Source organism: Mesorhizobium sp. BAC0120, from assembly GCF_033542235.1.
In the GTDB taxonomy this organism is placed as follows: Bacteria; Pseudomonadota; Alphaproteobacteria; order Rhizobiales; family Rhizobiaceae; genus JAWRCU01.
In genome coordinates this window covers 91,569-108,995 of record NZ_JAWRCU010000005.1, presented here as the reverse complement: position 1 = coordinate 108,995, position 17,427 = coordinate 91,569, and the positions used below count along the sequence as shown (strand labels likewise).

General features: G+C 61.6%; 21 protein-coding genes. 11 read left to right on the top strand and 10 right to left on the bottom strand.

Features of this window, described 5'->3' with window-relative positions; all coding sequences use genetic code 11:
• Positions 1–23: 23 nt before the first annotated feature.
• Entirely contained in the window at positions 24–191 is a 168-nt protein-coding gene (gene rpmG, locus SAZ10_RS13535; protein WP_192690101.1) for a 50S ribosomal protein L33, read from the top strand.
• A 387-nt stretch (positions 192–578) separates the two neighbouring features.
• Here rpmG and SAZ10_RS13530 read toward each other — a convergent pair whose 3' ends face one another.
• Positions 579–1,952 carry a PleD family two-component system response regulator gene (locus SAZ10_RS13530; RefSeq protein ID WP_318609764.1) on the bottom strand — a complete coding sequence of 458 codons (1,374 nt, stop codon included), beginning with the start codon at positions 1,950–1,952 and terminating at the stop codon, positions 579–581.
• Positions 1,953–1,984: 32 nt separating this feature from the next.
• Complete coding sequence (locus tag SAZ10_RS13525) at positions 1,985–2,341, bottom strand: response regulator (RefSeq protein ID WP_318610121.1); 357 nt, start codon at positions 2,339–2,341, stop codon at positions 1,985–1,987.
• Positions 2,342–2,591: 250 nt separating this feature from the next.
• Between SAZ10_RS13525 and SAZ10_RS13520 the strand changes: the two genes are divergently transcribed.
• Entirely contained in the window at positions 2,592–2,891 is a 300-nt protein-coding gene (locus tag SAZ10_RS13520) for a DUF3572 domain-containing protein (protein WP_318609763.1), read from the top strand.
• 21 nt (positions 2,892–2,912) lie between these two features.
• A complete protein-coding gene (locus tag SAZ10_RS13515; protein WP_318609762.1) occupies positions 2,913–3,566 on the top strand; it encodes a hypothetical protein in 654 nt (217 codons plus the stop codon).
• A 156-nt stretch (positions 3,567–3,722) separates the two neighbouring features.
• On the opposite strand, the gene SAZ10_RS13510 is transcribed toward SAZ10_RS13515, so the two are convergent.
• The 6 genes from SAZ10_RS13510 to SAZ10_RS13485 all read right to left on the bottom strand — a co-directional run bounded on the left by SAZ10_RS13510 (position 3,723) and on the right by SAZ10_RS13485 (position 8,381).
• Positions 3,723–4,541 (bottom strand): SDR family oxidoreductase, encoded by an 819-nt coding sequence (locus SAZ10_RS13510; protein WP_318609761.1) that lies wholly within the window; start codon positions 4,539–4,541, stop codon positions 3,723–3,725.
• Between the two features lie 24 nt (positions 4,542–4,565).
• Entirely contained in the window at positions 4,566–5,375 is an 810-nt protein-coding gene (locus SAZ10_RS13505; RefSeq protein ID WP_318609760.1) for an HpcH/HpaI aldolase family protein, read from the bottom strand.
• Between the two features lie 29 nt (positions 5,376–5,404).
• Positions 5,405–6,139, bottom strand: a complete 735-nt coding sequence (locus SAZ10_RS13500; protein WP_318609759.1) for an amino acid ABC transporter ATP-binding protein — start codon at positions 6,137–6,139, stop codon at positions 5,405–5,407.
• The gene (locus SAZ10_RS13495; protein WP_318609758.1) at positions 6,117–6,776 is read right to left on the bottom strand and encodes an amino acid ABC transporter permease; all 660 of its coding nucleotides are present in this window, start codon (positions 6,774–6,776) and stop codon (positions 6,117–6,119) included. Before SAZ10_RS13495 ends, SAZ10_RS13500 begins: the two co-directional genes overlap by 23 nt.
• Entirely contained in the window at positions 6,773–7,492 is a 720-nt protein-coding gene (locus SAZ10_RS13490) for an amino acid ABC transporter permease (protein ID WP_318609757.1), read from the bottom strand. The genes SAZ10_RS13495 and SAZ10_RS13490 overlap by 4 nt, the downstream gene beginning before the upstream one ends.
• 85 nt (positions 7,493–7,577) lie before the next feature.
• Positions 7,578–8,381 carry a transporter substrate-binding domain-containing protein gene (locus SAZ10_RS13485; protein ID WP_318609756.1) on the bottom strand — a complete coding sequence of 268 codons (804 nt, stop codon included), beginning with the start codon at positions 8,379–8,381 and terminating at the stop codon, positions 7,578–7,580.
• Between the two features lie 290 nt (positions 8,382–8,671).
• On the opposite strand from SAZ10_RS13485, the gene SAZ10_RS13480 reads away from it, so the two are divergent.
• The 3 genes from SAZ10_RS13480 to uppP all read left to right on the top strand — a co-directional run bounded on the left by SAZ10_RS13480 (position 8,672) and on the right by uppP (position 11,401).
• Positions 8,672–9,418, top strand: coding sequence for a FadR/GntR family transcriptional regulator (locus SAZ10_RS13480; protein ID WP_318609755.1), 747 nt, complete (start codon positions 8,672–8,674; stop codon positions 9,416–9,418).
• The gene (locus SAZ10_RS13475; RefSeq protein WP_318609754.1) at positions 9,411–10,070 is read left to right on the top strand and encodes an RraA family protein; all 660 of its coding nucleotides are present in this window, start codon (positions 9,411–9,413) and stop codon (positions 10,068–10,070) included. The genes SAZ10_RS13480 and SAZ10_RS13475 overlap by 8 nt, the downstream gene beginning before the upstream one ends.
• Positions 10,071–10,528: 458 nt before the next feature.
• Positions 10,529–11,401: an undecaprenyl-diphosphatase UppP gene (gene uppP, locus SAZ10_RS13470; RefSeq protein ID WP_318609753.1), complete on the top strand. Its 873-nt coding sequence runs from the start codon at positions 10,529–10,531 to the stop codon at positions 11,399–11,401.
• A 17-nt stretch (positions 11,402–11,418) separates the two neighbouring features.
• On the opposite strand, the gene SAZ10_RS13465 is transcribed toward uppP, so the two are convergent.
• A complete protein-coding gene (locus SAZ10_RS13465) occupies positions 11,419–12,036 on the bottom strand; it encodes a hypothetical protein (RefSeq protein WP_318609752.1) in 618 nt (205 codons plus the stop codon).
• A 276-nt stretch (positions 12,037–12,312) separates the two neighbouring features.
• On the opposite strand from SAZ10_RS13465, the gene SAZ10_RS13460 reads away from it, so the two are divergent.
• The gene (locus tag SAZ10_RS13460) at positions 12,313–12,852 is read left to right on the top strand and encodes a DedA family protein (protein ID WP_318609751.1); all 540 of its coding nucleotides are present in this window, start codon (positions 12,313–12,315) and stop codon (positions 12,850–12,852) included.
• 104 nt (positions 12,853–12,956) lie between these two features.
• On the opposite strand, the gene SAZ10_RS13455 is transcribed toward SAZ10_RS13460, so the two are convergent.
• The gene (locus tag SAZ10_RS13455) at positions 12,957–13,541 is read right to left on the bottom strand and encodes a GNAT family N-acetyltransferase (RefSeq protein WP_318609750.1); all 585 of its coding nucleotides are present in this window, start codon (positions 13,539–13,541) and stop codon (positions 12,957–12,959) included.
• Positions 13,542–13,612: 71 nt separating this feature from the next.
• Here SAZ10_RS13455 and SAZ10_RS13450 point away from each other — a divergent pair, with 71 nt between their 5' ends.
• The 4 genes from SAZ10_RS13450 to SAZ10_RS13435 all read left to right on the top strand — a co-directional run bounded on the left by SAZ10_RS13450 (position 13,613) and on the right by SAZ10_RS13435 (position 17,369).
• Positions 13,613–14,941: a DNA polymerase IV gene (locus SAZ10_RS13450; protein ID WP_318609749.1), complete on the top strand. Its 1,329-nt coding sequence runs from the start codon at positions 13,613–13,615 to the stop codon at positions 14,939–14,941.
• A 112-nt stretch (positions 14,942–15,053) separates the two neighbouring features.
• Positions 15,054–15,935: a DMT family transporter gene (locus SAZ10_RS13445; RefSeq protein ID WP_318609748.1), complete on the top strand. Its 882-nt coding sequence runs from the start codon at positions 15,054–15,056 to the stop codon at positions 15,933–15,935.
• Between the two features lie 71 nt (positions 15,936–16,006).
• A complete protein-coding gene (locus SAZ10_RS13440; RefSeq protein WP_318610120.1) occupies positions 16,007–16,612 on the top strand; it encodes a sulfite oxidase-like oxidoreductase in 606 nt (201 codons plus the stop codon).
• On the top strand, positions 16,605–17,369 hold the full coding sequence (locus SAZ10_RS13435) for a ferredoxin reductase (RefSeq protein ID WP_318609747.1): 765 nt from the start codon (positions 16,605–16,607) through the stop codon (positions 17,367–17,369). Before SAZ10_RS13440 ends, SAZ10_RS13435 begins: the two co-directional genes overlap by 8 nt.
• The last annotated feature ends 58 nt before the right edge of the window (positions 17,370–17,427 follow it).

Sequence of the window (17,427 nt, the reverse complement as noted above, 5' to 3'; positions counted from 1 at the left end):
CAGCCTGACAACGGACCCGAACAATGGCCAAAGCAGCCAACATCAAGATCAAGCTCCTATCGAGCGCCGATACCGGCTTCTTCTATGTGACCAGCAAGAACAGCCGTACCAAGACCGAGAAGCTGTCGTTCCGCAAGTACGACCCGATCGCCAAGAAGCACGTCGAATTCAAAGAGACGAAGATCAAGTGATCTTTGCCGGCTTGCGAAGGTGACTCGCCGCCTTCGGGCGGCGATCGCATTTCTGCGCCCGATTCAGCCAATTGTACAACTGATTTAGGAAATCGGGGCCCTAAAGGGGGCCGGTCGGCAATCTGGCAGCGGTACGAGGAGGCCACTGTGCGCCAGCGCCGGCCGGCCGACCCCACGGACCCAGGAGATGCGGCGGACCTGAGCATCATGGGGTATATCGGGCCACCTGGCGAGAGCACCTCGCGCCGGGCAGCACCTGAGTTTCCACACGCACAGTTGCGCAAGAGCGATTGAAAATCAACCGTTTCTTAACCACGGCGGGCGAATCGCGTGAGTTAAGGTAAACGGCGCTTGCGTTTCGTCAGTCGGCTAAAGCACGGCAAATCATCAGGCCGCCTTCGCAACGACGCGGTTACGGCCGCCGGTTTTGGCCTCATAGAGAGCTACGTCGGCCCGCTTCATCAGCTCTGAAACCGAGTCCGGCCCGTGCTTGACCGACGACACGCCCACGCTGACCGTCACCTGGATCGTCGCGCCATTCTTCCCGACGGCAAAGGGCGTCTTCTCGATCTCGGCACGAATGCGCTCGGCCACCTTCTCGGCAATATGGGCCTCCGTGTCGGGCATGACGACGACGAATTCCTCGCCACCATAGCGGCAGGCAAGGTCGATGCCGCGCACGTTCTTGCGCAGGCGGCGAGCGAACTCGCGAAGCACGTCGTCGCCGCCATCATGGCCGTGCTCGTCGTTGATCGACTTGAAACGATCAAGGTCGGTGATCATCACCGAGAGCGGGCGGCGGCGTGAGACGGCGCGATCGAACAGCGTCTGCAGATGACTGTCGAGATAGCGCCGATTGTGCAGCCCGGTCAGCCCATCGGTGACGGCCATCTCGATGGTTTCGGCCACGCTCGCGCGAAGCTGGTCGTTGTAGCGCTTGCGGCGGACTTGCGTGCGCAGCCTCGCAATCAGTTCCTGCTGGTCGATCGGACGCACCAGAAAGTCGTTGATGCCGAGTTCCAGCCCCCGGATAACGCGATCGTCCTCTCCCTGGTTTACGACGAGGATGATCGGGAGGAATCGGGTGCGATCAAGTGAACGCATCTGCGAACAAAGCCGAAGCGGATCGAGATTGGCGAAGTCCGCCGAGACGATGACGCATTCATAGGGTGTCTCGGCCGCCTGAAAAAGGCCGGCATGCGGGTCCGTCGAAACGTCGAGCTCAGCGACCTGTCGCAGCATCTTCTGGATTCGCTGATAAGAACTCTCGCGCTCGTCGATCAGGAGCACCCGCGGCGGCGTCTTCTCGTCGGCAAGCTTACGGCTCAACAGCTCCTCGATGCCGATGTTGCGAGTCGTCGCGGCGCGCAGGCGAAGCTCGTCCGTCAAGGTTTTCAGCCGTACCAGGCTTTTCACCCGCGTCATCAACTGCAGGTCGTTCACAGGCTTGGTAAGGAAATCGTCGGCCCCGGCCTCAAGTCCCTTCACGCGGTCCGAAACCTGATCGAGGGCCGTGATCATTATCACCGGAATGTGCGAGGTCGAGGGATCGGCTTTCAGCCGGCGACACACCTCGAAGCCGTCCATGCCGGGCATCATCACGTCCAGAAGCACCACGTCGACCTTGCCGTTCTCGCAGGCTTCGATCGCATCGGGTCCGGTCGTTGCCGTGAGAACGTCGAAATACTCGGCAAGCAGCCGCACTTCGAGCAGCTTCACATTTGCCGGGACGTCGTCGACGACGAGGATTCGGGCAGTCATGGCTTGTTGTTCCCCCGGGGCATTCGTCTACATCAGGCGTCGCCGAGATAGGATTTGATGGTCTCGATGAAGCGCGGGACCGAGATCGGCTTGGAGATGTAGGCCTCACAGCCCCCTTGGCGGATGCGCTCCTCATCGCCCTTCATGGCAAACGCAGTGACGGCGATGACGGGGATAGTGTGGAGTTCGTCATCCTCCTTCAGCCATTTGGTGACTTCGAGCCCCGACACCTCGGGAAGCTGGATGTCCATCAGGATGAGGTCCGGATGGTGCGCACGCGCAAGATCGAGCGCTTCGAGCCCGTTGCGCGTGCGCACCGTCTCGTAACCGCTCGCCTCGATGAGATCGCGGAAGAGCTTCATGTTGAGCTCGTTATCCTCGACGATCATCACTTTCTTCGGCATTTTCTTCCGCCCGGCATGCACCTGTTCAGGGTTGTAACGCCTTCACGCCTGCCCTGCGCCCATGAATCCCGTTCTAGATACTAGCGTAACTTAATTTATGAAACGGTAATCGATTTACGCGGGCTTTCCGTATTCGGGTGCCCGCAGCGCCACGCGCCGACGCGGCTTTCGCCGGCGGGCAGTAGGCGGTACTGATGAACCACACGAATTGTAACACTGAAATCTCGGTAAGGTCATGGTAAATCCAAGTGAGACGCGCGAGGGCGCAGAGGAAATAGCGGTCGCCGCGCTTGGTTTCGTCGCGGCAGATCCCGCCCTGCTCGGTCGCTTCCTGTCGATCACCGGCATCGAGCCGGAGGCGATCCGCTTGGCAGCACGCGAGCCGGGGTTCCTGGCCGGCGTGCTACAATTCATCATCGCTCATGAGCCGACGCTGATCGCCTTTGCCCAAACCGCCGGGATAGATCCCGCCTCCGTTGCCGAAGCGATGCGCAACCTCCCGCAGGGCGACGACCGCTACGAAGCCTCGACCTGAGCCGGCAGAGAGCTGCAGATCATGAGCGAAGATCCCGAAACCGCACGCCAGATCGCCGAGCTTTCGCGTGACACCCGCCCGCTTCTCGTGCTCGACGTCGATGAGGTGCTGCTCGAATTCGTGCGCCCCTTCATCGGCTTTCTCGGCTCGCAAGGGCTGCGGTTCGATGCAATGGCGTTTCGCCTCAACGGCAACATATCCGAGATCGAGACCGGCGCCGTTGTCGGCAACGACCGGGTAGCTGCACTGCTCGACGGCTTCTTCGCGGCCCAGGCCGATTGGCAAATCGCGGCGACCGGCGCAGGCGAGGCAGTCGAAATGCTAGCCGGAGGTGCCGAAATCGTCATGCTGACGGCGATGCCGCATCGCCACAGGTCAACGCGACGGGCCCTTCTCGATGCGCTCGGGTTCCCCTACCCTCTCATCACCACGGAAGCCGCAAAGGGCCCGGCAATTCGCCGACTTCGAGGCGAGCACCCTCGCCCCGTCGCCTTCGTCGACGATATCCCGCTCAACCTCGTCTCGGTGCGCGATTCGATGGCCGACACGCATCTGTTCCACGTCATGGCACATGCCGAGATGCGCAAACTTTTGCCGCCGCTGCCGGACGGAATCGTGATCGCCAAGGATTGGCCCGACGCCGGTCCGAAGATCGCTGCGGCGCTAGGAATCTAGGTCGAAGTCAGTTCAGCGCGTCCGACCCAATCGCCATCGGCTGCTTCTGGAGCGAGAGCGCATATTGGCCGCGCATTCCCTCCAACACGCGAAAGCACACACGGGGCGTCCAGAGGCAGTAACGCTGCCTCTGGCCTACTGATCGATGTGGTCTTGCTACCAGGCAGTAAAGCCGCCATCGACGGTGACGTTCGAGCCGGTCATGTAGGACGAGGCGTCCGAGGCGAGAAAGCGGATGACGCCGTTGTATTCGTCGATCTCCGCTTGCCGGTTCATCGGAACGCGCTGCAGGAACGCGTCGATAAACTCCTTGTCGAAGTTCGCGGTCTTCACGCCCCCGAACGAAATCAAGTTCACCCGCACCTTCTTGGGAGCCCAATAGGTCCCCAGGTAACGGGTGAGGTTCACGAGGCCGGACTTCGAGGCGGCGTAGGAAATGGCCTTGACGAAGGGCACGCCGTCGCGCTTCTCGCGATAGGCGTAGAGCGCCTGGTTGGGCGAGACCACGCCATAGATCGAACCGACATTGATGATCGAGCCTCGCTGCTCGTTCGCCATGTAGGTGCCCACCACCTGGCTGGTGAGCATTACGCCGGTGAGGTTGGTATCAATGATCTCGTCCCAGTACTTCTGGGGATAGACCTCGAATGGCGCGTTCTGCTCGGCCGAGCCGCTCGGCTTGGAGTCGATGCCGGCATTATTGACCAGGATGTGCGGCACGCCCCAGTCGGCGATCAGCTGGTTCGTCGCAGCTTCGAGCTGAGCCTTGTCGGTGACGCTCGCCTCATAGACGCGGATATTGTCAGCGAGGCCGGGGAATTTCTCCTCAACCTGCGCGCGGCTGAACGGTCGGCGCGAATAGATCGCGACCTTGGCGCCCGCCTCGGCGAGCGACTTGGAAAATTGCGTGCCGAGTTGGCCAAGCCCACCGGTCACGACCGCGACGCGGCCTTCTACGCTGAAGGGATCCTTCATTTCATAACTCCCAAAATGATTGATTCAGGCGCTCTTGGCGGCGGTGTCGATGGCTTCGCGGACTCGCTGGTAGCCCTGGTTGAGGAACATCACGTCGTTGCCCATGATGATCATGTCGACGCCCTTCTTCTGGAGCGCCGTGACGCTCTCCGCGACGGGCGGGATGCAAGGAGCCATCACCTTTATGCCGCGTGCATGGCATTTCTCGATGAGCTCCGAGAGCTTCTCGTCGACCTCGGCATTCTTCATCGAATAATCGATCGGGATCTGCCGCGAGATCGAGTAATCAGCCGGGCCAAAATTGATCACGTCAATGCCCTCGACCTCCAGGATCTCGTCGATGTTGTCGAAGAACTCGAAGCTCTCCGCCATCGGGATGACCAACTTGGTTGCGTTCTCGTGTTCCATGTATTTGGACCACTGAAAGCCTGGACCCGCGAAGCCGGCGGCTCGACAACCCGCATCACCGCCGCGGCGGCCGATCGGCATGAATTTGGCCGCGCTGACACAGGCCCGCGCCTCTTCGGCCGTCTTCACGTAAGGGATGATGACGCCGGTCGCGCCCATTTCGAGCGACTTGCGAATGTCCCACTGGTTGACCCCGCGCACGCGCACCAGGGGCGCGATGCCGCACAGCAGCGAGGCCATGACGAGCTTTTCCATGTCACGATCGACATTTGTAGGAGTGTGCTCGGCGTCGATGAAAGCGAAGTCGAGCCCCCAATTACCGGCGATCTCGAGCGGAACGGTCGATCCGGAATAGAAAGTCGAACCGAAGACGGATTGGCCGCGTTTCATCTTTTCGACGAGTGTGCGGTTCTCGGGTACTGCCAATTGAAGCTCCTCTATCTGGCGATGCTTGACTATTTGAGGTTGGGCGCGACAAAGCTCCTGAGCTCCGGCGTCCGCGGATTGGTGAACAGCTCTTCGGAGGGGCCTTCCTCCCAGATGCGGCCTTCGTTCATGAACACCGTGCGGTTGGCGACCTTGCGGGCAAATCCCATCTCGTGCGTCACGAGAACCATGGTCATCCCGGCCTTGGCGAGCTCGGCAATGGTCTTGAGCACTTCGCCGGTAAGTTCGGGGTCGAGGGCCGAGGTCACCTCATCGAACAGCATCACCTTGGGCTTCATGGCGAGCGAGCGCGCAATGGCGACACGCTGCTGCTGGCCGCCGGAAAGCTCGTCGGGATAGGCGCCCGCCTTTTCTGCCAAGCCAACCCGGCTCAGCACGTCATGCACCAGCCCGGCCATCTCGGTGCGCGGCAGGTTCTTCACCACCCGCGGGGCAAGGGTGATGTTCTCTGCCACGTTCAGATGTGGAAACAGGTTGTAGCTCTGGAAGACCATGCCGACTTCCTTGCGCAAAGCGCGCAGGGCAGCGGTCGATGCACTGACCTTGTGGCCGACGACTTCGATCGAGCCGGACTCGAAGTGCTCGAGCCCGTTGATGCAGCGCAGCATGGTGCTCTTGCCTGAGCCGGAACGGCCGATGACGGCCACGACGTCGCCTTGCTCTACGCTCAGGTCGATGCCCTTGAGCACCGGCACCGCGCCATAGGACTTCTTGAGGTTTTCAATTCGCAACGCGGCCGGCACTTTTCTTCTCCTTGAGCTGCTCGCTCCACCACGACAGCGGAAAGCACACGAGGAAGTACATCGCGGCCACCGTCAGGAAGACGTGGAAGGGTTGGAAAGTCATGTTGTTCAGCAACTGCCCGGCGCGCGTCAGTTCGACAAAGCCGATGAGCGCTGTGACAGACGTGTTCTTCACGATCTGCACCATGAAGCCGACCGTCGGTCCCGATGCGATGCGCAGTGCCTGCGGCAGGATCACGTAGCGCAGCTTCTGTATGCCGCTCAGTGCGAGGGCATCGGCCGCTTCCCACTGCGTGCGCGGAATCGCCTCGATACAACCGCGCCAGATATCGGCAAGGAAGGCCGTGGCGTAGACGGTCAGCGCGATCGCCGCCGCCGCGAAGGGCGGGAAGTAGAGGCCGAAGAAGCTGAGCCCGTAAAAGAACAGGAACAGAAGGATGAGCAGTGGCGTAGCCTGCACCAGCTGGATGTAGCCGGCGATAGTGGCCTTGACCCAACTCGGGCCGAGCGAGCGACCAATTGCGAAAATCAGGCCGAAAATGCCGCCCGAGATGAACGTCATCACCGACAGTCCCACTGTCCACAACAGGCCCTGCAGCAGGAACTGGACGCTTTGCCAACCGAAAGACTGGATCATGCTTCCGCCTTTCCAGGAGCGAGCATCATGCTCTTGGAGGCATCGCCCGCAGGGACGCGGCGGTGAAACAGCCATAGGCCGATCGCCCAATAGAGCAGCCGAAACGCGAAGGCCATGGTGATGTAGAGCGCGGCGACGATCAGGAAGGTTTCGAGGCTGCGGAAGGTCTGCGACTCAATCATCGAGCCGGCGAGCGTCAGGTCGGTGGCCGATATCGCCGAGACCAGCGATGTGCCCAAAACGGTAAGCGTCAGCTGGCCGGTCAGCGCCGGGTAGATGACGCGCAGCGCTGGCACGATCACCACGTAGCGCATCACCTGCAGGCGCGACAGGCCGAGTGCCAGGCCCGCCTCGATCTGCGTCTTCGGAACGGCCATGAGGCCGGCGCGGAAAATCTCGGTGGAATAAGCCCCCAGGTTTACCGAGACGGCGATCACGGCTGCGTGGTTGGCACTCAGCCGCAGCCCGGCATAAGGCAAGCCAAAGAAAAGAAGGAAGAGCTGGACGAGCAGTGGCGTGTTGCGAAACGCCTCTACATAGATCGAGCCGAGCAGCTTGGCCCAGCGGGGGCCATTGACGCGGACGAGCGCCACGGCGAGTCCGATTGAAAGGCCGATGGCGATGGACTGCCCCGAAAGCGCCAGTGTGTCGACGGCGCCGTGGAGCAGTTCGGGAAGCCGGTTCAGCACCGGCCCGAAGGTCATTTCATAGGCCAATCTTGGTCTCCGAGATCTTCGTCAGATCCTGCTGGGCCGGCAGAGATGAATGCGCCGGTCCAGCCACTCGAGAGAGTCTGCGCGATCAGAAGGTCGGCAGTTTACCGCCGGGGATCGGGGTACCGATCCACTTCTCGTGCAGCTTGCCGAGATTGCCGGTGATCTCTTGGTAGTAGATGAAGTTGTTCAGCCACTGATGGAGCTCGGTGGCGTCATGACGCACCGCCATGGACCAGTACAACGTGAAGATCGGCAGCTCGGTTTTAACTTCCAGATTGCTGAGGTTCTGCTTGGCGATCACGTCGTTCGCGACAGCAGCTACGGCGGCGGTCGCGTCCACCTGGCCCGAGATCAGCGCCTGCATGGCCAGAGCATCGTCGTCGAAGCGCACCACCTCGAGACCTTCGATGCCATAGCCCGAGACAGCGATGTCCTGAGTCGAGCCCTTGGGCACCGACACGCGCTTGCCCTTGAGATCGTCGAGCGTGGTCAGCTTGAGGTCCTTGGCTGCCACGAAGCGCATGTCGTAGGCACCATACGGATTGGTCATCAAAAAGGTCTTGGCGCGGGCCGGTGTCGCCGTCATGTGGGCGATCAGCATGTCGACGCGCCCGGATTCGAGAGCGGCGGCGCGCGACGCATTGTTCACCGGCACGACCTCCAGTTCGACTTCGAGAGCCTTGGCGACTTCGCGGGCGAGGTCGACGAGGAAGCCGTCCGTATTGCCGTTGGCGTCCACGGTGTCATAGGGCGGGATGCCAGTGAGCACGCCAATGGCGATGCGGCCCTTGGCGCTAATGTCGCCGATCGTCTGCGCCATGGCGGCACCGGTAAGCACGGCCGAAACCGCCACCGCGGCGGCCACGCCGCGGACCAATTTTCCGATCATAGGTTTTCCTCCTTCGAATGCGTCCTCGGCGACCGTTCCGGTCCCCTGGGCGCTTCATTCTCCACTGCTGCACCCCTTGTTGCCCTCGGACTGGCCAAGGGCAGCAAAGCGCCTTGGAAACCAGCAGTGCACAACCCCGTCGATCCAGCTCTTGACATATGACTTATGACATAAGTAGGAGTCAAGCGTTGTCACGTCGATGAATTTGCACTGCCGACGAGCGTCGGAGGTGCTTGGATTGACAGCGAAAATGCGGCCTGCTGGTCTCGGCAACGAGGGGATGCCACGTCATGAAGACCACTATTCCACGGCAGCGCGACAAGCTTCGTGTGTCGGTAGCCGGCGACTTCGAGTCCCGTATCCTGTCGGGCGCACTGGGCGTCGGCGAGCAGCTTCCATCGGAAGCGGACATCGCCCGCGACTACGGTGTTTCGACACGCTCCGTGCGCGAGGCCATGCAGATCCTGGAGACCAAGGGCCTTGTGCGGCGCCGGCATGGGGGACGCACAACCGTCGTTCGCGACGATGTCGCGCAATATCTCGGTACCCTAACGGTCACCGTCCGGCAGCTTTTCTCTACCGACTCCGAGTATCTCGAGCAGCTGATGGCGGTGCGCCGGATGATCGAAACTGAGGTCGTCGAGCTTCTGACCGCTGGCGGCGGCGCCATGAACGACGACGTGCGGGTCGCCCTTGATGCCATGCGTGCCGCGCGCAATTCAGGCGACTTCTCGAGTTTCGTCGACGCGGACGCCGCCTTCCATCTGGCGCTCGTGCACTCGGCCGGCAATCAGATCCTCGCGGTATTCTACGACAACCTCTACGGGCTGATCACCGAAGTCATTCAGATCACCAGCCGCGTGCCAACCAAGTCGCTCGAGGATGCCTATGCCGAGCACGCCGATATCTACAACCGCATTGAGGCCCGCGACGAAGCCGGCGCCAAGGCACTGATGCGGGCTCAGATCGACAATAGTGCCGCGTATTTGCGCGTCGCGATCGACAAAGCCAAAACCAAGGATAAGGCTAATGATTAAGTTCGACTATTCCGATACCGACTGGGCGTCCATCGAGCGGCTCAAGAAGTGGTACTCGGGTGACGTGCATGACAGCATGGAGAGCCTCGGACTTTGGGGCCATCTCGATGGGATCTCGCTGCTTGGTGCGCTTGAACCGGGACAGGTGGTCTGCGGCCCTGCCGTCACCGTCCTCTTCGAGCAATCCGACCGCAAGGGTGAGCCGCAGGACGTCTATCACAACGCAATCGACAATGCTCCAAAGGGCGGCGTTCTCGTCTGCGACGCCTCCTGCGCACCAGGCTCGTGCTCGGGTGAACTGATGAGCTCTGGCGCCAAGACTCGTGGTGTAGCTGCGACGGTCGTTCATGGCACGGTCCGCGACCTCGCGCAGGTCAGGGCCCTCGGCTACGCACTGTTCGGCAGCTCAGCGAGCCCGGTGGGCGTCACCGGCAAGAAGGAGCCCAAGCAGTCCCAGGTACCCCTCACCATAGGCCGCGCTGTGGTGCGCCCGGGCGACGTCATTTTTGGTGACATCGATGGCGTGGTGGTGATCCCCAAGGAGCGCGTCAAGGACGTAGCCGATGCCGCCGACACTCTCGGCCGGCATGAGGCCGCTGCTCGAGACCGTATCCTCTCGGGCGAGAAACTGCAGTCCATCTGGCCTGCCTGAGGCATGAACTCAATGGCTGCGAGCATTCGGATCGATGTCACTTCGATATAGAAGGTGCCAAGCCCGCATCTGGCGTAAGCTCCTCGCTTCCGATCACGAGAGCATAGGGCAGGAAACTGCCTAGCGCGGCCCTCGGCTGGGTCTATGCTCAGAGCGATCGGGCCTGTACCGGCCTTGACGTCTGCACCCCGGAGACGGCAACCACCTGCGTGGGCAAGTAAGCTTGCGCTTAGGCAGCGGGCGGCTCGATCGCCCGCCGCCGGCCTGATTCGGGGCAAGAAGCAGCGACGATCGCACTTGGAATTCAGTTCGAAAGGAGCGTCCAATGGATGCTCCATCCGGTCCGTCCCGAGACTGGAGCGATCGCGCCAGGTAGCGCGGATATCCTCAAATCCGTCACACTAACATGCTCTATGGGTGCTTGCGGGAAATCGCGGCTAGCGAAAGGAACCCCTCGCATGGCTGCTGCTTGCACGAATGGTCTCGACACCGGATTCGTGGCGCTCGGCTACGGCAAAGTGGCACTTCTCGGGATCCTGCAAGGAATCACGGAACTCCTTCCGATCTCTTCGACGGCCCATATGCGCATCGTGCCGGCCTTTCTCGGCTGGCAGGACCCGGGCTCGGCCTTCTCCGCTGCCATGCAACTTGCCGCGCTTGCCGCGGTGGTCAGCTATTTCTGGCAGGACGTAAGGGACGTCACCTTTGGAGCGATTGCCTCGGCCGTAAAGGGCGACGTCGACTCGTTCGAATTTCGTTTCGCCGTCGGCATTGTCATCGCCACCATCCCGATTGCCATAGCCGGCATGCTGCTATCGCGGACACTGAATGCATGTGGGTCGCCACTGCGCGGCATCGGTGTGATCGGGATTGCTTGCGTCGTCATGGGCCTCCTTCTTGCCTGGGCGGAACTCGCCTCCCGCCATCGCCGAATTCTAAAGGAGGTCAGGCTGCGTGACGCGCTTATTGTTGGGCTCGCCCAAATAGGCGCTCTCATCCCCGGCGTATCGCGGTCTGGCTCGACCTTGACGGCGGCGCTTTTTCTCGGCTTGAAGCGCGAGGATGCGGCACGCTATTCCTTTCTTCTCGGCCTGCCGGCAATCGCACTTGCCGGCCTCAAGGAACTCTATGAGCTCCGGCATGCTGGACTAGACATGCACGGGTGGGGGGTACTGGCCATCGGGCTCATTACCGCCAGCCTCTCGGCCCTGGTCGCGATTTGGGGCCTGATGCGCATCCTCGAGCGCTTCTCCGCCTGGCCTTTTGTGATCTACCGGATCCTGCTCGGCGTCGTGCTCATCTGGGCGGCCTTCAATGGCACCTTCCAGTAACGCGCTGATCAAGCTAATCAAGATGAGGGAATCCGCGGATCGAGAACGAGATAGAACACGTGTTTCGGCATGAAATCCGTAACCAGAAACGAGAAGCTGACCGTTTCCAGCGGGTCGACCTTGCCGTGATGAAAGCGTAGCCGATCATACGGCTCGAACTCGCGGGTGAACTTCGCAAAGCCGTCGGAGGAAATCGCTTCCGGTCCTGCTGACTGCGTCTGGTCAAAGGACAGCCCGTCCCCGAAATCACTTGGTTCGCCACGGCGGGACTGCAGTTCGAACTCAAATTCGATCCACGCGAGCGCGCTGTTGTTGAGCGCTGAAACGCGAAAGTAGATCGACTGCATAGCATCGCCGGGAATGAGACGCACCGGAACCAGCGAGCGGATGGTCAAGGTCACCGGGCTGGCCGACTCCAATTCGACAGTCACCGACAAGGGATCGGATCTCGTTCCAGTTCCCGCGGCAGATATCAGCTTGAACCCGCCGAGTTCATCCGAAAGAGCGTAAATTCCAGCGTAAGCGATGCCCGTTTGCAAGTCGCCACACTCAGCTCCTGTCGTAAACAGGAACAGCAAGATGACCGCACTTGCGCATGCCGCAGCCACGCCGGCGCGCAGGAACAGCAGCTTCATGCATGGCAATATGAACGCAAATCTCACCCTCGGAAAGCCGGAGCTGGCTCGTCGCAGCCTGCGCGCCTTGTAGGGCGGGTTGATGCGTCGATCGGGAGCATAGGCAGACCGGCCGCCATCAAATAGGTGCAACGCGATGACACAGGCCAACCGACCCACAATTGCTGACGACCCTCAGCCAAAGACCGAGGCTTTCAGCCGGCCGCCATCCTGACACCTGTCTTCTGGCGAACACCAACATGCGTGCTGAACCCAATGCGATAACCGGAACCACTCATGTCAGTTGAACACTACGTGCAGCTTGTCATCGACTTCGTGCGTGCACAGCATGCCTGGGCTGCCCCTGTCGTTTTTGTGCTCGCCTTCCTGGAGTCGATCGTCTTCTTTTCCCTTCTCATTCCGGCCTGGAGCGCATTGGTCGGGATCGGTGCACTGATGGGGGCAAGCGGCATTTCGTTCTGGCCGGTCTGGATTGCAGGCGCAGTTGGCGCCGCTCTCGGCGACTGGGTTTCCTATTGGATCGGCTACAGATTCAAGGCCTCAATCGCCACGGTCTGGCCGCTGTCGCGCCGGCCCGATCTCCTGCCTCGAGGCCATCGGTTCATGAGCAGATGGGGAATGCCCGGCATTTTCATCGGCCGCTTCTTCGGACCGCTGCGGGCTTCGGTTCCCCTTATCGCCGGAATTGCGGAAATGCCCTATTGGAGCTTTCAGCTGGCGAATTTCACGTCGGCGTTTGTCTGGGCCTGGATGCTTCTGATGTTCGGAGACTTCGGATTCGGCCTTCTTGCCGGCCTCATCCGAACTTACTTTTGAAAACTTGCGTAGCTCAGAGAAGCAAAAGTTCAGCCGACCTGCGCTCGACATATAGCTGCAGCAGAACGCGGGTTCCCGCATTGTCGATCGCCCCACATCCTGACCTATAGTTCCGGTAGTTCCAGCCTCATCAGCGGCCGGCCAGGCTTGCGCCGCGTTGCCGGCTTGAAGCCGGCTTTCTCGAAGACCCGCGTCGAGCCGACATAGAGGCCGAGCGAGCGCGAATCGCGCGACTGGTCGATCGGGCAGGCTTCGAGCAGGCGCGCGCCGTTGCGGCGGGCGTGATCGATGCCGCTGGCGACCAAGCGATGAGTCAGCCCCTGCCCCCGTGCCTTGGTCTTCACGAAGAAGCATGAGATCGCCCAAACGGTGGGGTCGGACGCGTCGGCAGGGTCGAGCGGCGCCGAGGCACGGCCCTTGTTGTTGAACTCCGGCACATCGAATCGCGGGCCGATCTGCATCCAGCCTTCGGCAATGCCGTCGCGAATGGCGAGCAATCCGGGCGGCGGACCTTTATCGATACGCGCCTTGATATGATCCTTGTTGCGTTCGCGGTTGCTGTCGCGCCGCGCCGCCGGCGGCAGGCGGAAATAGGTGCACCAGCAGCCATAGCAGGCCCCTTGCTTACCGAAGAGCTCTTCGAAAACCGGCCAAAAATCCGGCGTCAGAGGGACGATCTCATGTGTCATCGTACAACCCTCTTCAGGTAGCGCGATTGCCAGCGCCGTGGCGCTGGAATACGATTTTGGATGTTCTCTTTATGTTCGCATCGATGCATGCATCTGTCAACGATCTGACGCACGGTTTCTGCAGGGACTGCCGTAAGGTGCAGAGCCGTGCCGGTTCACGTTGCGAAGCCTGCGGCAGCCCGCGCCTCACCCGGCATGCGGAGCTCGGCAAGCTGCACCTTGCCCATATCGACTGCGACGCCTTCTATGCGTCGATCGAGAAGCGCGACAATCCCGAGCTGAGGGACAAGCCGGTCATCGTCGGCGGCGGCAAACGCGGCGTCGTCTCGACGGCCTGCTACATCGCACGCATCCGGGGCGTGCGCTCGGCGATGCCCATGTTCAAGGCGCTCGAGGCCTGCCCCGACGCAGTCGTAATCCAGCCGGACATGGAGAAATATGTCCGTGTCGGACGCGAGGTGCGCGCCATGATGCAGGCTTTGACTCCACTGGTGGAACCGCTCTCCATAGACGAGGCATTCCTCGACCTTGCCGGGACGGAACGCCTGCACAAGCGTCCGCCCGCGCTGGTGCTTGCGGAATTCGCCCAAGACGTCGAGCGCAAGATCGGCATCACAGTCTCGGTCGGGCTTTCCTACTGCAAATTTCTTGCGAAGGTTGCATCGGACATGATGAAACCGCGCGGCTTTTCGGTGATCGGCGAGGCCGAGGCACCGAGCTTTCTCGCCGGCCAGCCGGTCACGCTGATCTGGGGCGTCGGCAAGGCGTTCGCCACGACGCTCGAATCGGACGGCATTCGCACGATCGGGCAGCTGCAGCGGATGGAACATGGCGAGTTGCTGCGCCGCTACGGGGCAATGGGCGGCCGCCTCTATCACCTGTCCCGCGGCCAAGACGACCGCGAGGTCGATCCGGACCGCGACACCAAGAGCATCTCGGCGGAAACCACGTTCGACACCGACCTCGCGTCGGGCGCCGATCTGGTGCCGATATTACGCGGCCTTTCCGAGAAGGTATCGACGAGGCTGAAGAAATCCGGCCTTGCCGGTCGAACAATCGTGCTCAAGCTCAAGACGCAGGACTTCAAGATCCGTACGCGAAACCGTCAACTCGGCAGCCCGACGAGGCTCGCCGACCGCATTTTCCAGACCGGGCTGCATCTGCTCGAAAAGGAAACCAACGGCACCTACTACCGGCTGCTCGGCATCGGCGTCAGCGATTTGACCGATGGCGGCAAAGCCGATCCGCCCGACCTCGTCGACGAGACGTCGCGCAAGCGCGCAGCTGCCGAAGGAGCGATCGATGTCCTGCGCGAGAAGTATGGGCGCAAGGCCGTCGAGACCGGCTACACCTTCGGCAAAGGCGGCAGCACACAACCGCCTGAACCTGTCGAAGAATAGACCGCGCTGTTCCGCAGTAGCGCCGTCCTCGTCGGCATAGCCCTCATCTGGCCCAGTCGAATGCGTGGACTAGCAATTGCGGCAGTGGCAGCCACCTGCGACAGAGCGCGATATGGATCGGGAACCATCTAATCTCAAAGCCGCGCTGTGGATGGGTGGGTCGATCACCTCGTTTCTCGTGATGTCCGTCGCGGGCCGCGCCACAACGTCGGTGCTGGACGTCTTCCAGGTTATGGAGATGCGCTCGGTGATCGGCTTCGTGATGCTGCTGCCGCTGGTCTTTCTGGCCGGCGGCTTCGCCGCCATGCGCACGCGGCGTCCGTGGCTGCATATCGGCCGCAACGCCGCCCACTATGCCGGCCAGTTCGCCTGGCTCTATGCCCTCACCATGATCCCCCTCGCCCAGCTGATCTCGATCGAGTTCACGACTCCGATCTGGACGGCACTGCTTGCGGTCTTTTTCCTCGATGAGAAGCTGACGCGGCCGAGACTGACGGCGATCCTGCTCGGGTTGATCGGTATCGTCATCATCGTGCGGCCGGGGCTCACGACTGTCCAACCCGGACATGTGATCGTGCTCGGCGCGGCAGTGGCCTTCGGCATTTCGCTCGTCATGGTGAAGTCGCTGACACGCACCGACAATGTCGTCAGGATCATTTTCTGGATGCTGATCATCCAGTCGGCAATCGGGCTCCTGCCGGCCATGTATGTGTGGCAGACACCTCCGGCAGGGCTCTGGCTCTGGATCCTGCTGATCGCCTTCACCGGCACCTTCTCGCATTACTGCCTGGCGCAGGCGCTGGCTCATGCCGACGCAACCCTCGTCTCGCCGATCGATTTCCTGCGCGTGCCGCTTTCGGCACTGATCGGCTGGCTCCTGTACCAGGAACAGATCGACATATGGACAGCTGCGGGCGCGATTCTGATACTTGCCGGCAATCTCCTCAACCTGCAGGTCAGGCCTTCGCGCGAAGCCGAGCCCGTAGTGCCATAGTTTGACTCGCGCCGTTGGCAGTGCACAGCTAATGACACTAGGTTGATGCTGCGACTGAGAAGGAGCGCATGATGGTCACTCGCGGATTTGGAGGTCGCCGCCCTTCTGCGGACGTTTCTGGCCGGCTGCCGCCTGGACAGTTTCTGACCGAGGATTTCCCCGTCCTCTCGGCGGGTCCAACGCCGCGCGTCGACACCGCCGGCTGGAAGTTCACGTTGAAGGTTCGCGCCAAACCGGTGGCGGAGTGGTCGTGGGCCGAGTTCAATGCGTTGCCCCAATCGAAGATGACCCGCGACATCCACTGCGTGACGGCATGGTCGAAGTTCGAAACAGCCTGGGAGGGCGTGCTGGTCGACGACATTCTAGCCGCGGCCGGCATCGAGGCGCCGACCGGCTTCACGCTCGCGCATTCCTATGACGGCTACACCACCAACGTGCCGACTGCAGACCTCACGGGCGGCAAAGCGATGGTCGCGCTGAAATATGAGGGCAAACCGATTCCGGCGGACCATGGCGGGCCTGCGCGGCTGCTCGTGCCGCACCTCTATTTCTGGAAGTCGGCCAAGTGGATCAACGGCTTACAGTTCACCGACACCGACACGCTCGGCTTCTGGGAACTGCGCGGCTACCACGCTTATGGCGACCCATGGCGCGAACAGCGCTACACGGATGACTGATATCTCAACGCCGGAGCCTGCTTATGGGCGGCCGGCGCGCTGGCAGCCGGCGACGATAACCGGCATTACCCGGCTCACGCCCCGCGTAATGAGCTTCCGCTTCCTGCCCAGCCAACCCTTCGCCTATCGCGCCGGCCAGCATGTCGATGTGCGGCTGACCGCGCCGGACGGCTATACCGCCCAACGCAGTTATTCGATTGCCTCCGCGCCGGAAGCCGGCGAGGAGATCGAGCTGACCATCGAGAAGCTCGAAAATGGCGAAGTGTCGCCCTTCTTCCACGATGTGGCCGCCATTGGCGACGAGATCGAGATCAAAGGGCCGCTCGGAGGGCATTTCGTCTGGAGCGTCGACCAGTCCGGACCGCTGGTGCTGATCGGCGGCGGCTCGGGCGTCGTGCCCCTTATGAGCATGGTTCGCCATCGCCACGCCAGCGGGTCGCAGGTGCGGCTTGCGCTGCTCTACTCTTCCCGCGAATGGAACGAGGTCATCTTTCGCGAAGAGCTGCTCGCGCTCGATGATCTACGCGACGGCTTCGACTTGATCCTGACGCTTACCCGTGAGGCGCCGAAGCGGCGCAAGGATTTCGGGCGTCGTATAGACCCGGCGATGATCGAACGCACCCTGTCGACGCTGCCCCGGCGCCCTGCCCTCGCCTATGTCTGCGGCGCGAATGCCTTCGTCAGCGCAGCCTCTGACGCGCTGATTGCTGCGGGCGTCGCAGCGGAGCGGATAAGAACGGAGCGCTACGGGGTTTAAGCGAGGCCTATTGCAGGCCGAGCCCGATCACAGTTCCCGCACATTGTCTCACGTTCCC